Here is a 15,547-nt window from a genome sequence, read left to right on the forward strand (position 1 = left end):
CGCCGTGGCACGGGGCAAGCCGGGCGCTATCTGGATCGCGTCTGCTACGTTAGACCGTTACCTCCGCAACATCGGCCGGCCGCAAGTCCTAGGCACTCAGTATAGTCTACCTAAAGACGCGCCGGTCACGCAGGAGCCGTATGACCGAACTCTCATCCCCGACGCCATGCGAAAGGCGCTTCATGTGCCGACGCTTGCGGAACAGGAGCAGAAGCGGCAACGGATGTCAGAACGCCGCTCCGCTGAGAAAAAGCCATAGGTCTGGCCCCCATCCCGGCTGCGGGCCGATCTGGTCGGCAAGGGATAGCGGACGGGCCGCTGCCAAGCGCGCCAGACCGGCCCTAGAACGACCGACAAGGGCGCGAACCTGACATACGCATTTGTCCACGCCGCCAAGCCATTATCGGCCGTGATCGGTTGCCTGCGCTGTGCTCGACAATTTGGGGAGCCCGAGGGCGATGGCCCTCGGAACATCTACCTTTTACCTTTTCTCTCAGTCCTTTTCGCCAAAGAGGCGGCAGGCGACCGCGTCGAGGCGGCGGACAAGGGCGGGATCGCGCGCATCGGGCGCGGTGATGAGCGCGTATTCGAGGGCGGTGTCGATGCCCACCGGCTCGCGCCGTTCGGGCAGCCCCTTGGCCAGTTCGCGCACCGTCTTGCGTGCGATTTCCGCGTTCTTGTGCATGACTTCGAGCACGTGGCTGACTTCCACGCCCTCTTCCTCTTCGCGCCAGCAGTCGTAGTCGGTGACCATGCCCAGCGTGGCGTAGGGGAGTTCGGCTTCGCGGGCGAGGCGCGCTTCGGGCATCGCGGTCATGCCGATCACGTCCGCGCCCCAGGCCTGGTACATCCGGCTTTCCGCGCGGCTGGAGAACTGCGGGCCTTCGATGCACACGTAGGTGCCCGTGGTGTGGACGTGCCCGCCCGCCAGGCTCGCGGCCTCGCCCAGCGCTTCGCGCAGGCGCTCGCAGGTGGGATCGGCCATCGAGACATGGGCGACGAGGCCCGTGCCGAAGAAGCTGTTGGTGCGCTGGCTGGTGCGGTCGATGAACTGGTCGACCATGACCATGTGCCCGGGCGCCATCTCCTCGCACAGCGAGCCGATCGCCGAGAGCGAGACGACGTCGGTGACGCCGCAGCGCTTGAGCACGTCGATATTGGCGCGGTAGTTGATTTCCGATGGCGGGATCGCGTGGCCCGCGCCGTGGCGGGCAAGGAACGTGAAGCGCACGTTGCCGATCCGTCCGGTGGTGACCGGCCCGGACGGTTTTCCGAAGGGGCTGGCGACCTCGATCTCCTGCGCATCCTCCAGTTCGATACCGGCCGCAAGACCCGATCCGCCAAGGACCCCGATGTGCCAGAACGGCGATTTTTCAGCGCGCAAGGATACCTGCCATGATGATGTCGAGAGTGTGTTCGCGATAGCGGTCGCGCAGGGTCTCGGTCAACGTGTCCTGGTCAAAGCAGTGCTTGAGGACGAGGCGCGCCGAGAAGAAGCGGTCGGCCGCCCCGGTCACGGTGAAGTAGAAGAGCTGGGGGTCGGTAGGGCGGAAGACCCCGGCCGCCACGCCGTCGCCGATCAGGCTCTCATAGGCGCGGTACATCGGCGACAGGTAACAGTCGGCGATGCGGCGCGCTTCGGCATCGTCGCTCTCGCGGATGACGCGCATGGTCAGGCGGTTGAGGTAGGGCACCTCGTAGAAAGTGTCGACGACCTTGAGGATATGGCGCCGCAGCTTGGCCTCGGGCGCCCAGCCGTCCTTGGCGACCAGCGCGTCGACCGAGGTGACGATGGCCTCCCAGTCGCGGTCGAGCAGGGCCTTGAGCAGCCCCGCCTTGTTGCCGAAGTAGTACTTTACCAGCGCGGAATTGAGGCCTGAGCGCAGCGAGAGTTCGGAGAGCGAGATGTCGATGACATCGCCGTCGCGCATGATCGCGCTGGCCGTGTCGAGCAGCAGCGCGCGCGCGCCCGGAGGGGCATTGAGATCCTGTTTGTCCGCCATGTCCTGATCCTTCCTCGCTCCCGCCGCGCGGTGCAAGCCCTTTTGCACGCTCTCTTTTTCTATCTGGCTTTTCTACTTCGGCCCCATGCGCACCGCGCCGTCGAGACGGATCGTGGCGGCGTTGAGGTAGTCGTTCTCGGCGATGAACAGGGCAAGGCGCGCGTATTCCTCGGGCTGGCCCAGGCGCTTGGGGAAGGGGACGGCCGCGCCCAGTGCCTCCTGCACGGCCTCGGGCATGCCCGCGACCATTGGCGTTGCGAAGATGCCGGGCAGGATCGTGTTGACGCGGATGCCGTCGGCCATGAGGTCGCGCGCGAGGGGCAGCGTCATCGCCGCCACCCCGCCCTTCGATCCGGCGTAGGCGGCCTGGCCGATCTGTCCGTCTTCGGCCGCGATCGAGGCGGTGTTGACGATGACCCCGCGCGCGCCGTCCGGCCCTTGCGGGGGCAGCGCGGTCATGCCCTGTGCGGCATGACTGCAACACCGGAAGGTCCCGACGAGATTGATCGCGACCGCCGCCTCGAACAGAGCCATGTCGTGGCGCGTGCGCGCTCCGCTTTCCCGGTCGCGCCCGACGGTGCGGGCGGCGGGCGCGATCCCGGCGCAGTTGACCAGAATCCGCTCCTGCCCGTTGGCCGCGCGGGCCTTGGCAAACCCTTGCGCGACGCTCTCCTCATCGGTGACGTCGACCACGCAGGGGACGGCCCCGATTTCCGCGGCCAGCGCGGTGACAGCCTCGGGATTGCGGTCGAACAGGGCGACCTTCACGCCCTGCGCGCGCAAGGCGCGGGCGGTGGCCGCGCCCAGGCCCGAGGCCCCTCCGGTGACGATCGCTGCGACATCCTCTGCCAGTTTCATGGCCTGTGATTCCCTTCCTCGGGCCGCACCATTTTGCTCTTGCAGCATGGGCTGCGGGGGCACCGTTGCATTCTTGCAATCGGCTTGGTCCGGGTGCGGCTTGTTTAATCGCGTGATTAAGTCGGGAAGGCGGAAGGGTCAATTGCGCTCGGTCGGAATGCCAGCACCAAGCAACAAGATTTCACCGCTACATGATTTTTCGAAAGATGGACGCGTGTAAACCCAATGCATGCGCATTTGTCGTGCGGGGCTGCGATGCGACAGAAATCGACCGACAAAACGCGAGCAACAAACGGCGCCCACAGCGATGTTGCAACAAGGCAACAGGCGTCGCGTCATTTTTCCGTCATGCACAACATGGGATTGAAAGCCGTCCGCGAGAACGCAACAAAACTGACGCATGGCGGTCCTGCGCGCAACGCGTGTTGGACCACCGGCATCCGGGTCACCTGGCAGGATTGGTCACGCACCTGTCGGGAGATCTGAAGCAACAAGGGACACACAACTAGTGAAAACACACCTGAAGAAGGCCGCGCTGATCAGCGCGACGAGCCTGACCGCGGCGGCGGCTCTGGTCTCGACGAACGCCTATGCCCAGACCGGGCCGGCCGAGGCGTCCGAGCCCAGCGGCGAGATCATCGTCACCGGTTCGCGCATTGCGCGCCGTAACGTGGAATCGGCAGCTCCTGTCGCTGTCGTCGACAGCGAAGAGTTCGCCCTGTCGGGTGCGGTGAACGTCGAAAGCGTCATCAACACCCTGCCGCAGGTCATTCCGGGCACCACCTCGTTCTCGAACAACCCGGGTGGCGGCGTCGCGACGCTCAACCTGCGCGGTCTGGGTTCGGCCCGTACCATGGTCCTGGTCAACGGCCGTCGCTGGATGTTCTACGATACCCAGCAGATCGTCGACCTCAACACCATCCCCTCGTTCCTGATCGAGTCGGTCGACGTCGTGACCGGCGGCGCTTCGGCCGTGTACGGTTCGGACGCACTTGCAGGTGTCGTCAACTTTCGCCTCAAGGACGTGCAGGGCCTTGAAATGGGCGCGCAGTACGGTGTCACCAGCCGTGGCGACGGCCAGCGCCTGACCGCCAACTTCGCGTTCGGTGGCGAATTCGCCGACGGCCGCGGCCACGCCACCGTCTACGGCGAATACTACGACCGCAAGGACGTCTTCGCCGGTGCCCGCAAGTTCTCGGAAGACGTCAATTGGGACGACTACGAAGGTAACATCATCCCGGGCGGTTCGGCCACCACCCCGCAGGGCCGCTTCACCTCGGTGCTCCCGACCTCCTCAGATGATCCCACCGCGCAATTGTGTCCGACCGGCAATATCTTTTGCTCGCCGGGCGCCTTCTACGAAACCCCGGGTTCCAGCCGTCCTCGCACTGCGAGCGACCTTTATAACTACGGACCCGTCAACTACCTGATGGTTCCGCAGGAACGCTACCTGATGGGTGGCTACGCGGATTACGAATTCTCGGACGGCCACACCGCCTACGCCGAAGTTTCGTACGTCAACAACCGCGTTGCCAACGAACTCGCCGCCACCCCGGTGACCGGCACGTTCAACATCGACGTGGCGACTGCTTCGCAGTTCATCTCGGCTGCCGATGCGGCTGCGATGAATCAGCTCGACACCGATGGTGACGGTCTGGTCCGCATGTCGGTGACCCGCCGTACTACAGAAGTGGGGGCGCGCAACTCGCTCGACGAGCGCAACGCCTTCCGAGTCCTGCTCGGTGCGCGTGGTGAGATCACCAGCAACATCAACTACGATGCGTACTATATGTTCGCACGTACGCGTAACTCGAACATCCAGACCGGCAACGTCTCGCGTTCGGCTTTCCAGGCTGGCCTCGATGGCACCGGGACCGATATCAACATCTACGGCCCGGGTACGCTGACCCAGGATATGGTGGATGCGATCTCGATCACCGCGCAGAACACCGAGATCTCGACCCTCCAGGTCGCCTCGGGCGTGATCAGCGGTTCGCTGTTCAACACCGGCATGAGCCGCGACGATGTCGGCTTCGCGATCGGTGCGGAATACCGCCGCGTTTCGTCGGAATTCATCCCCGACACGGCGCTGTCTTCGGGTGACGTGATCGGCTTCAACGCCGGTAACCCGACCGCGGGTGCCTACGACGTCAAGGAGCTCTTCGCCGAGCTTCGCGTGCCGCTCGTCACCGACACCCCGGGCGTCTACCGCCTCGAGCTGACCGGCGCTGCCCGTTACTCGGACTACTCGCTCGGCGCCGTGGGCGGCGTGTGGGCCTACGCCGGCGGCATTGAGTACGCGCCGATCCCCGACGTGACCCTCCGCGGTCAGTACCAGCGTGCAGTTCGTGCGCCGAACGTCGAAGAGCTGTTCGGTGGTCTCGCCCAGGGCTTCCCGGGTGCGACGGATCCGTGCTCGTCGCGTCAGCCGGCCGATAACCGCACTGATGTCGTGCGTGATCTCTGTATCGCCACCGGAGTTCCCTCCAGCGCGGTGTTCACCGCGGCAGTGCAGCCCAACTCGCAAATTCAGGGTCTGTTCGGCGGCAATCCGAACCTTCAGGAGGAAACCTCGGACTCCTGGACGGCCGGTGTGGTCGTGACCCCGACCTTCTTCCCCGGTTTCACCGCGACGCTGGACTGGTACAAGATCGAAGTTGATGGTGCGATTGGCGACTACGGCGGTGGTCTGAGCAACACGCTCAATCTTTGCTACAACGTCTTCCAGGACATCAACAACGAGTACTGCCAGGCAATTCTCGGTACCCGTAATGCCAACGGTATCATGGACGGCGAGAACGTTCCCTCGATCCTCGCGGCCAACACCGGTGGTCTGAAGGTTCAGGGGCTCGACTTCGAGCTGAGCTACATCACCAGCCTCGGCGGTGGTCTGATCAGCGAAGACGCGCGGATTTCGTTCAACTTCCTCGGCAACTACACGATCGACAACATCTACATCCCGGTCGCGAGCAACCCCGAGGAACAGTACCAGTGCGCCGGAGCCTTCGGCAATCTGGCCTGCGGTACGCCCACGCCGAAGTGGAAGTGGACCTCGCGTCTGAGCTTCATCGACGGCCCGCTCACCACCAGCCTGCGCTGGCGCCATGTGGGGGCGGTCACGGATGACGATGACACGACCGACTACGCTGTGGAGCGTCTGGGGGCGTACGACCAGTTCGACCTCACCTTCTCGGCCGACGTCACCGAGAACTTCTCGCTGACCGCAGGTGTCAACAACCTGTTCGACAAGCAGCCGCCGACGATGGGCGACAACCAGCAGCAGACCAACACCTGGCCGGGTGTCTATGACGTGCTGGGCCGCGACTTCTTCATCTCGGGCCGCATGACCTTCTAAGGTCTGCAACCGGGACGAAAGTCCACGCGAATTGGGGGCGCCGGGCATCTGTCCGGCGCCCCTTTTTCATGGGCGATGAAGAAGGTCTTGTCCGAGGGCCATCGCCCTCGGGCTCCCCGAATTGCCGACCTCACCTTTCGCGCACTGCGGTGGCGGAGAAAGGTGAGGCTGCCCGTTTTGGGGTCAAGGGGCGATGGCCCCTTGAAATCATTACTGTCTTGCTCTGCTTCCTTTTTGGCGAAGGAGAGAAGGATGAATTTTCCGAGGGCCATCGCCCTCGGGCTCCCAGAACTGTCGACCTCACCCCCCGTGCGTTGCGGTGGCGGAGAAAGGTGAGGCTGCCGATTTCGGGGGCAAGGGGCGATGGCCCCTTGGATCTGGATTGCCTTCTTCCGCTTTCTTCCTTGCAGGCCCGTTCGCATTCGTCTGGACGGGGCCTGAACTCTGCGGGTAAGGCGCGGGGCATGGCCCGCAAATCCCGGAAGAAGCGCTATCTCACCGCTACGCTGCCCGATGGCTATGTGAAGACGATTGGCCCCACGGCGGATCCCTTCACCCATTACTGGCGCATCGTGGCCGAGTTGGAGAATGGCAAGACCGAGGTCTTCTGGGGGCACACCCGCAGTCTGGCCGAGGCGAAGAAGTTGAAAGGTCCTGCTGGCGACGGCGCGCGCAAGCGGGGCTGGACAGGTTATCGCTTCGAGATTGCCGAACTTGTCGAAAGCGAGGAGCCGCCCGAATCCCAGCCATAGGCGGGCCTCCCTGAAGCCTTGCCTGCTGTCGCGGGGCGCGTGGGCGGGACCAGTGGTTCGAGAACCTGCCACAGCCGGTCTCCGGCGGCGTTCCAGCTCAACTGGGCGGCGCGCTGGCCCCCTCGTGCGACAAGGTGGCGGGCAAGCTCGCGGCTGGAGAGCAGGGCGTCCACGGCTTCGCGCCAGGCCTGCGGATCCTCGGGCGGGACGAGGAGGGCGCCATCGCTGCAGACCTCGGGCATGGCGCCGGCATGGGCGGCGATGACGGGCGTGGCGCTGTGCATGGCCTCGACAGGAGGGAGGCCGAAACCTTCGGTCAGCGAAGGAAACAGGAAGGCGCTGGCCCCGGCGTAGAGCGCGCGCAGTTCGGCATCGCTGACGAACCCGGAGAAGAGGGCATGGGCGGGCGGCGTCCAGCCCCGGTCATGGTAGGCGAGCGCCCCCGGCCCTCCGGCAACGACCAGGCGTTGGCCTCCGGCAAGAGGATCCCGTAGCGCTTCGAAGACGGTGCGCATGTTCTTGTAACCCTTGGCCGATCCCACCGTCAGCACGTAGCTTCCGGGGGCGAGGCCGAGCCGCCTCAGTATCTCCGGGTCGGGCGCTTCGCGGGTCAGGTGATCCGTGCCGTTGTGGACCACGTCGATCTTGTCGAGCGGGGCGATGCCGAAGCTGGCGAGGCTTTGCCGGGCGAACTCGGAGACGGTGAGGACGCGGCGGGCGCGGCGCCCGATCCAGGGCAGCAGGCGGCGATAGGCGCGGGCCTGGCGCCCGGAATAGTCCTCCGGGTAGAGGAAGGTCTGCGCGTCGTGGATCATCACCGCGCTGTTGGTGTGCAGCAGCGGGGCCAGGTTACAGAAATTGACCAGCAGGGAGCCGCGCGCGGCGCGTGGCAGAGTGAGCATCTCCCAGCCCTGTCCGGCGCCGAAGGCGCCTCTGCGCACTTCGGGGGTGAGCCCCGCCCGCGCTTCGGCGCCCGGGGGGCTGAGCAGGCGGACCGTGTGCCCGTTCTCCTCGTGCCCACATGTGCCGCGCGCGCGCGCGGTGGCCTGTGCTCCCGGCTGGCGGGCCCGGCGCACGAGTTGCTGCGTGAATTCGGCCGCGGTGCGATGGACGCCGTTGAGCCCGGCGCCCAGGAACTTAGCGTTGACGAGGATCTCACCCATGGACCTGCTCCCGCGTCCGCGCCACGGGCGGCGGGGGGGCTGCGCAAGGTGGCCTGCCGAGCTTGCCGATCCGGGCCGGATACACGCTGGGCGCGGGCCGGATGGCGGCAGCGTTCGGGAACCTGTGCATCGCGATTACTCCGTGGGGGAGGGGTGGAAAAGGCGGGCAGGACGCCTCACCCGGAGAAAACCGAAAGGTCGAGGACGCGCAGGCGTAGCGCGAGCGCAAGGGTGGGCAGTGCCAGCAGGGCGGCAAAGGCGAGGCGTCCTCCCAAGGCCGGGAGAGGCCCCGGCGGCAGCAGCGCCTCCAGCCCATGGCACCCCAGTCCAAGCAGCAGGCCGAAATTGGCGGAGAGCAGGATCGCGAGCGCGAGATTGCGCAGGCTTGGCCACACGTCGAGCCGGCCGCGCCGCGAGAGCAGGGCGAAGGCATAAAACGTGGAGGCCGCGACCACGCCGACTTGCGCCCAGGCCAGCGCGGCCAGGCCCCAGGGCGAGGCGGCGAAGACCGCGGCCACCGCGACCAGGCTTGTCACCAGGTTGAAGTACATGACCGACGTGGTGCGTCCGAGCGCGGCGAAGGCGGGCTCGATAAGAAGCTTGCCCGCGCCTGCAAGTGCCCGCAGCGCCATGGCATAGGTGACGACGAGGCCCGCTGCGTAGCTGGGTTGGAAGAACAGCGCGATCATGTCGTCGGCAAGCACGATGATCCCGGCGCCCAGCATGCCGGCTGCCAGGGCCAGCGTTCCGGAAAAGCGGGCAAGCGTGGCGGACAGGTCGTGCCCCTTGCGCGCGGCGGCGCCCATCTGCATGGCCGCGAAGCTGGCCATGGGCTGCATGGCAGTGTCCGTGATCCCGGTCGCGACCCGGTTGCCGAAACGGTAGAGGCCGACCGCCGTCGGGCTGTGCAAGAGGCCGAGCAGGAGGTCGGCGGCGTATTGCGCCAGAAAGCCGAGCCCGCGTGAGCCATAGAGCCCGGCCGAGAAGCGGGCGGCGCCGCGGGCGAGGGCAACGTCGAAGCGCAGCTGTGGGCAGTCGCGCGCGAGGAAGGCGTAGAGCAGGGCTCCCGAAAGCACCCGGATGGCCCGGAACGCGACAAGCGCGTAAAGCGAATGCCACGACCACACCAGCGCCGCCCCGCCCACGAGCGCGAGCAGGTTCTGCGCGAACATGATCCGGAAGTTGAGCATGGCCTCGCCCCGGCGCAGCAGCGCGGCGGAGGACCATGCCCCGATCCCGGCAAGGGGTTGGAGCAGGGCAAGTAGCAGGATCACGCCGCCCAGGTCCGGGGCCTGGAACAGCCATTGCAGCGGCCAGGCGATGAGTGCGAGCAGGGCGGAGGCGGCCCCGACAAGCCCCAGGATCAGCCAGAAGCAGGTCGAGAGAACCACCTCGTCCGGCTCCCGCGAGGTCAGGATGAACTGGTAGAAGCCGGTGTAGGTCAGTGTCTGGATCAGGACGATGAAGACGATCGCGAGGCTGTAGACGCCGTAGTCGCCGGGCGCGAGGAAGCGGGCCGCCAGCAGCGTGATCACCAGCGTGGAAACCTGTTGCAGCGAACGGGCGGTCATCGCGAAGAGCGCGCGCGCACCCTGCCGCGTTGCCCGGGCAAAGCCCTGGCGCCGGTTCATTTGCGGGGCTGTCATCTCGCCCATCGTTGCCGCCATGCTCCCTCTCAATTCCCGCCGTGGCGAAGCCCGGGGGCGTTCGCAGGTCCCCCGGACGCCCCCGAGTGCCCTTTCGTTCTACGTGGAGACGCGGGGTTCCGGAACGCGAAGTACCGCCATGTTGGACCTAACTCGCCGGGTGTCGGACGGCCCTGGGCCTTACCCTCGGAACACGGCGCGCGATCTGCGCCGATTCCGACCCTTGCCCGGGTCAAGGAACAGGGGGAACGCATGCACGAGGACACGGGACTGACCTTGCCGAGAGGAGAGTTTGGCCAGGAGCGGGAGGAAGGGCGCGAAGTGAGGGGCGGGGCGGTCAGGGACGGGACGGGCCGCAACGGCTTCGCTCCACGCACTTATCTGCGCGATGCGGGGAAGCGCGGGTTGGGCTGGCTGGTCGGGCGAGCGCTTCCGCACGGCCGCTACGACAGGTGCCTGTTCGTGCTGGCGCACATGCGCTGCGGGTCGACCGCACTCTCCAACATCGTGTGTTCGCGGCCGGATTTCTCCGGGTACGGAGAGAGCCACGTGTATCATGACGGGCCCGATGCCCCCGGCCGTCTCGCGGTCAACTGCGCACGGCGCAGGGGATGGGAGGCGCGGGCACCCTGGCAGTTCGACAAGATCCTCCATTCCCGTCTCGATGCCGCCGCGCCCCCCGCCTTCTTCTCGGCGCGGGCGATCTTCCTCGTGCGCGAGCCGTTCGCCTCGGTCCGCTCGATCGTCGATCTCTTCGCGCGGCTGGGACGGGACGAGTACCGCACCCACGAGGAAGCCGCGGCCTACTATATCGGTCGCCTCACCGCGCTGGCCGAGATGTGGCCACGCTTCGATCCTGCACGTCGGATCGGCCTCACCCACGAGGCGCTGCTGCGCGACCCCGACGCTGTCCTCGCCGCCATTTCCACGCAGCTGGGCATCACCCCGCCGCTGGTCAATGCCTATCGCAGCAAGGCGGCGTCACGCCGGGGCGGCGGGGGCGATCCGCTGGTCAGCGGCCGCCATTCCCGGATCGAGCCGGGCCTGCCCGGACGACCGGTGGATCCCTCCGATCTCGATCTGTCCCCGGCGACCTGCGCGCAACTGCAGGAAAGCTATGCGGCGCTGGCCGAGCTCTTCGGACGGGAAAAGGCGCAAGAGCGCAGCGAACGACGCGAATAGCCCCAAAGTGAACCTTGATCCTGTTGCAGCTGCGAGATGCGCATGGATAGTCGCAGGACAACAAGAACGCATCGGGCCGCATCGTCACACGCACGTTCAGGGAGACCTGCCGATGTCGCAGAAAACGTACCACACCGCTTCCGGTCCCCTGACGGGACAGCCTTTCGCTCTTGCTACGGGGGGCGGGCCGCTTGGCGGGATGGGGACGGCTTCGGGGCCCGAGCCTGGCGCGCCTTCGGCGTTGCAGCATGCGGTCTGGCGGCTGTTCGACATTCTGATCGCCACGGCTATCCTTGTCCTGATCGCCCCGTTCCTGCTGCTGCTCACCGCGCTGCTCTTCCTCAACGATCCCGGGCCGGTCTTCTACGCGCACCGCCGCGTCGGCTATCGCGGGCGCTTCTTTCCCTGCCTCAAGTTCCGCACCATGCGCACCGATGGCGATGAGATCCTGCGACGCTACCTGGCGGAAAATCCCGCGGCCGAGCGGGAACTGGCCGTGACCTGCAAGCTTCGGGACGACCCGCGTGTGACCGCGGTCGGTGCCATCCTTCGCAAATTCAGCCTCGATGAATTTCCCCAGCTCTTCAATGTTCTGGCCGGGCAGATGAGCATCGTGGGACCGCGTCCGGTGGTTCTCTCCGAAGTGGAGCGCTATGGTCGGCAGTTCGAGGTCTATTGCCGGGTTCGTCCGGGGTTGACGGGACTGTGGCAGATCAGCGGACGCAGCGACGTATCCTACGCCACCCGTGTGCGGATGGACATCGAGTATGTTTGCCGCAAGGGGCTGGCCTTTGACCTCTGGTTGCTGTTCCGCACCATTCCCGCGGTCGCCTGCTCACGCGGGGCATACTGATCCGATCTGCGCGTACGTGCGTAGATCCAGGACCGGAGCGCCGATGTCTTCGGCCTGGTTCTGTCCGGTCGTCTGACAGTTTCCGCGGCAGGCGGCTGCGGAACTGCCACAGGGCCAGAACGCGAGGGAGGTTCGCGTGAGAACGGAGGCGCGACGCCAAGGGGCGCCAGCCACACTTCGGCGGGATGTAACGGAGGAAGCGGAAAACCGCTCGAACCGGTTGTGATTGCCAATGCCGCCATACGAAATGACGTGTTGTCGGTCCCTCCATCGGGTGACAGGATGATGCGAGCCAGACAGTGAGAGGTCGATCATGGAACGGCGTGAACGGGATGCGCCACTTCCTGTCGAGATGCAGGGCCGGTGGACGGACATCGAAGATCCAGCTTCTGAACTTTTCATCAAGGGCGGTGAGATCGTCTGCTTCGCACGGGTAATCGACTACGATTACATGGTGGTCGCTACAGATGATGGAGCCCTGACGGTCAGTCTGAAGATGAACGATGCGGCGGCCGAGGAGGCCTTTCAGCGCGCGAACATCACCGAGCTCGTGATGACGCCAGACGGCGAATTGCACGCGTACAATGTCCGGTTCGCCAGCCAGTTCCAACGTATCGAGAGCTGACGCGGCAAACGCGCCCGCTTGCCCGACACGGCCATGGCCACACGTGGCCGTGGAGATATCTTGGCGTCCTGGCGTTGACGATGTATGCTTCGGGTCATGACGACGCCTGAACACATCGGTCGGAGGTTCTGGCGCTGGATCATCACGCCTCCCTCGACCGTCACGCTCTGGAAGCGGGCGGCCGTTTCGCTCTGGACGACACCGCCCATCCTGTTGTTCCCGCTGCTCCTGCCCATTCTCGAGCCTGGCACTATCCCGGCCGTTCTGGCGGAAAGCTGGCAGGTATATGCGCTGTTCTTCGGTCTCCCTTTCGCATTGGGAGTGCTTTGCTGGACAAAGGCGCGCCGCATCGCAGCCGCCAGAGAATGCCGTTGATGATTGCGCGGTTCTGTTTGGGGCGTCTGCCTCGGCGACGACGTGCTGGTTCTATTGGCAACATGCCCTTCAGAACACGCCATTTGCGGTTCTGTGAGATCGCTCCCGCCCAAGCCTGCCTCCCAGAAGCCGCTTTGCATCAAGCGCCACGACCCGCATCAATCGTATTCGCACCGCCGCCCTATGCAGGCGCTGGACACTCCATAACGATCCGATAACGTGCCCGACCTCAGGAGTGACTATGGGCTGGTGGAAGAAGCTATTTGGAAGGGCGCGTGACAGGTCACTCGACGGAGCCATGTATCACGTCACCGCGACGCTATATAGCCGAGACGGGAAACGCTCCGCACAAGTTCGTGAATTCGACAACGGGCATTCCTATCTGCTTGAAAGCGAATGGGTGGCTGGAACCGAATTCAGGGCGCGACATGAGGGGCGGATGGTCGGTCCCTTCCGATCCCCCAAACAAGCTGAGCAATTCATCGTCGCCACAGCGTGGTTCGCCGGAGATTGACGGAGGCCCTCATGCAGACGGAATGTGTCCAGACCGCCCAGAGCATGTGCCAATCAGATGGAATCATCTCACCTGAAGCGATTGACACGATGCAGTGGGATCGCAAATCGCTCTAGAGCCAAAGCGAACCAGGCCAGGTCGGATGGTGGGCAATTTCAGGAGAGCTGCCAACGGACTACGCAACCTGTCGCGGAGATCGGCACTCGCGCCGCACGCTTCGTGACACAGGTGCGCGGCCAGGGCCGAGAAAGGTCAGATTGCCGATCCTGGGGGCAGCGGGACGGCTGGAAAGCAGGCTCTCCTGCTCCAGGCAAAATCTTCAATGGGGTGCCTTGTGGGCGTCCCCCGACCGTTGAGCGTGCTATCGGGACGCGGGGGATGGGAGCTGCGCGTGCCGGATGGTCAGTCCACCCGGCAGACCTTTGCGATGAAGCCGCGGTGGTCGGAGCCGAGCCAGGGCGAGGTCTTGAAGCTTTCCACACGCCAGTGGCGGCCTGTCAGCAGGTGGTCGATCTGCCACAGGCCTTTGAGGCGCCTCTCGCCAAGCTCCAGCGGCCAGGTCGGCTGGTCCGCCCGGGTGATCGTCAGGCCGTTGCGTGCAACGAAGTCCTGGAGGACCGGCAGGCGCGGCGAGAGGTTGAAATCCCCCAGGATGAGCGTGTCGGCATCCGCGCCCATGCGGGCCTCGAACTCGCGCAGTTCACGGGCTTGTGCCTGGGGCGATGTCGGCCGGGAGAGATGGACGGCAGCAATGCTCCAGTCCCGTGTGCCCGAACTTGCCGGAAATACGAGGCCCGCCCCCGATAAGGTCCGGCGCTGCTCCGCATCGCCCCGGGCCAGGCCCAGCGTCTCGGCAGGGGGGATCTGCGTGTAGAGCCGTGTCGAACACTGCCCCTTGGGCTGGCAGTTCTGCATGAAGGCATAGTGGCGGTCGAGATACTCGGTCAGGCCCCTTCGCCACGGTGGCATTTCGGCGAGGCCAATCACGTCGGGGCGGGCGCGTTGCAACCACCGGCGGATAAGCTGGGGGCGTTGCGTGTGGCGGGCGTTCAGCCAGGCAAGGGTCAGCCGCGGGGCATCCGAGGGACACGGGGCCGGGATACGTGTCACCGGTTGCAAGGTCAGGACCAGGACGAGCGCGATCCCGAGGAGTCCTACCCCGGAAAGGCCGACCCGGGAAGGGCTGAACTGCGCACGGCGCACTCGCCGCGCGAGCAGGACAAGCGTGGATGCCAGCCCCAGCCACATGGCCGGCACGTGGATCAGGGCCGCAAGCCCCAGGTACGGCCAGTGTCCGGCCAGTTTCGGCAGGAGCAGGACAAGCCCGGCGATGGCCAATCCCAGGACCGCGAGTCGAACCAGCCATGTGCGCAGGCGCAGGCCGATGGAGGTGCGCGGTGTGGGAGGATCAACCGGTGCGTGCATGCTTAGCCGTGTAGGCTGCGCGGCGGGTGGGTCAAAGGGTTTCAATCCTTTCGGGGGTAAGGCGTCCGCGGACAAGGTCGAACAGACCGATCCAGTTGCCCCAGGCCCGGCCGCGCCGGTCCACCCAGGGTTCGGGCCTCAGGATCTTCAGGTGGTTGGCCAGGAGGTTACCCAGTATCAGGCGCAAGGCGAAGCCAAGCGGCATCGTTCCCTTGCGCACCAGATAGCAGGGGTTGATGACCTGCGAATATCCCAGCCGCAAGCCGGGTGTCCGCCCATGCTTGACCCCCTGGTGCACGCCGCAGAAGGCAAAGGTCTTCACGATGCGGCCGCGCGGGCGAAGGGAAGCGGCAAAGTCGATATCCTCCTGCCAGGCATAGAGCCTGAGCCGTTCGTCGAAGCGCTGGGTACCGATGGCGGCGGTGCGGTAGGCCATGTTGCATCCGTAGAGGCCTGCGAGATCGGTAACGATGCAGTTGGGCGCGCGCTCGTGTGCATCGCCATGGGTTTGCAGTAGCTGCTGGGCCTTGGTGAAGTCGATCCCGGGGCTGTTGATCCCATCGGCGATCACGTGCCCGGTTGCGCCCGCGACGTCGGGATGGGAGGCGAAGAATTCCCGAATGCGGGCCATGCTGTCCGGCGCGGGGATGAAATCGTCATCGTAGAACACGATCACGTCGTAGTCGCTGCCCAGCTCTTTCAGTGCGGTATTGCGCTGCGCGCACAGGCCCTTGGGACCCGTCACGATCGCGATGCGGTTGCCTTTGGGCGGGGGGGAGGGGAGGTCCTGCGCGCC

13 protein-coding genes are annotated in these 15,547 nt (G+C 65.6%); 5 read left to right on the forward strand and 8 right to left on the reverse strand.

Going from position 1 to position 15,547, the window contains the following annotated elements:
• Positions 1 to 493 precede the first annotated feature (493 nt).
• From mtnP to MTR65_RS18665, 3 genes are all read right to left on the reverse strand, one after another.
• Positions 494 to 1,384 (reverse strand): S-methyl-5'-thioadenosine phosphorylase, encoded by an 891-nt coding sequence (gene mtnP, locus MTR65_RS18655; RefSeq protein ID WP_243802861.1) that lies wholly within the window; start codon positions 1,382 to 1,384, stop codon positions 494 to 496.
• Positions 1,374 to 2,003 (reverse strand): TetR family transcriptional regulator, encoded by a 630-nt coding sequence (locus tag MTR65_RS18660; protein WP_226633727.1) that lies wholly within the window; start codon positions 2,001 to 2,003, stop codon positions 1,374 to 1,376. Before MTR65_RS18660 ends, mtnP begins: the two co-directional genes overlap by 11 nt.
• A gap of 72 nt (positions 2,004 to 2,075) precedes the next feature.
• Positions 2,076 to 2,861, reverse strand: coding sequence for an SDR family oxidoreductase (locus tag MTR65_RS18665; RefSeq protein WP_243802864.1), 786 nt, complete (start codon positions 2,859 to 2,861; stop codon positions 2,076 to 2,078).
• 508 nt (positions 2,862 to 3,369) lie between these two features.
• On the opposite strand from MTR65_RS18665, the gene MTR65_RS18670 reads away from it, so the two are divergent.
• Together MTR65_RS18670 and MTR65_RS18675 are read left to right on the forward strand one after the other, a co-directional pair.
• A complete protein-coding gene (locus MTR65_RS18670; protein ID WP_243802866.1) occupies positions 3,370 to 6,216 on the forward strand; it encodes a TonB-dependent receptor domain-containing protein in 2,847 nt (948 codons plus the stop codon).
• A gap of 464 nt (positions 6,217 to 6,680) precedes the next feature.
• Positions 6,681 to 6,968, forward strand: coding sequence for a hypothetical protein (locus tag MTR65_RS18675; RefSeq protein ID WP_243802868.1), 288 nt, complete (start codon positions 6,681 to 6,683; stop codon positions 6,966 to 6,968).
• Here the strand turns inward: MTR65_RS18675 and MTR65_RS18680 are convergent.
• The gene (locus tag MTR65_RS18680) at positions 6,908 to 8,131 is read right to left on the reverse strand and encodes a glycosyltransferase family 4 protein (protein WP_243802870.1); all 1,224 of its coding nucleotides are present in this window, start codon (positions 8,129 to 8,131) and stop codon (positions 6,908 to 6,910) included. The genes MTR65_RS18675 and MTR65_RS18680 overlap by 61 nt on opposite strands.
• A gap of 176 nt (positions 8,132 to 8,307) precedes the next feature.
• Positions 8,308 to 9,798 (reverse strand): oligosaccharide flippase family protein, encoded by a 1,491-nt coding sequence (locus MTR65_RS18685; protein WP_243802872.1) that lies wholly within the window; start codon positions 9,796 to 9,798, stop codon positions 8,308 to 8,310.
• A 231-nt stretch (positions 9,799 to 10,029) separates the two neighbouring features.
• Here MTR65_RS18685 and MTR65_RS18690 point away from each other — a divergent pair, with 231 nt between their 5' ends.
• From MTR65_RS18690 to MTR65_RS18700, 3 genes are all read left to right on the forward strand, one after another.
• Positions 10,030 to 10,959 (forward strand): sulfotransferase, encoded by a 930-nt coding sequence (locus MTR65_RS18690; RefSeq protein ID WP_243802874.1) that lies wholly within the window; start codon positions 10,030 to 10,032, stop codon positions 10,957 to 10,959.
• 112 nt (positions 10,960 to 11,071) lie between these two features.
• Positions 11,072 to 11,812, forward strand: a complete 741-nt coding sequence (locus MTR65_RS18695) for a sugar transferase (RefSeq protein ID WP_243802877.1) — start codon at positions 11,072 to 11,074, stop codon at positions 11,810 to 11,812.
• Between the two features lie 313 nt (positions 11,813 to 12,125).
• Entirely contained in the window at positions 12,126 to 12,437 is a 312-nt protein-coding gene (locus MTR65_RS18700) for a hypothetical protein (protein WP_243802879.1), read from the forward strand.
• 250 nt (positions 12,438 to 12,687) lie between these two features.
• On the opposite strand, the gene MTR65_RS20330 is transcribed toward MTR65_RS18700, so the two are convergent.
• The 3 genes from MTR65_RS20330 to MTR65_RS18715 form a co-directional block, all read right to left on the reverse strand.
• Positions 12,688 to 12,876, reverse strand: coding sequence for a hypothetical protein (locus tag MTR65_RS20330; RefSeq protein ID WP_419145065.1), 189 nt, complete (start codon positions 12,874 to 12,876; stop codon positions 12,688 to 12,690).
• 852 nt (positions 12,877 to 13,728) lie between these two features.
• Complete coding sequence (locus tag MTR65_RS18710) at positions 13,729 to 14,751, reverse strand: endonuclease/exonuclease/phosphatase family protein (protein WP_243802883.1); 1,023 nt, start codon at positions 14,749 to 14,751, stop codon at positions 13,729 to 13,731.
• A gap of 31 nt (positions 14,752 to 14,782) precedes the next feature.
• The coding region (locus tag MTR65_RS18715; protein ID WP_243802885.1) for a glycosyltransferase family 2 protein at positions 14,783 to 15,547 on the reverse strand (765 nt) is incomplete at its 5' end.

It is taken from the genome of Novosphingobium mangrovi, from assembly GCF_022818885.1.
GTDB lineage: Bacteria > Pseudomonadota > Alphaproteobacteria > Sphingomonadales > Sphingomonadaceae > Novosphingobium > Novosphingobium mangrovi.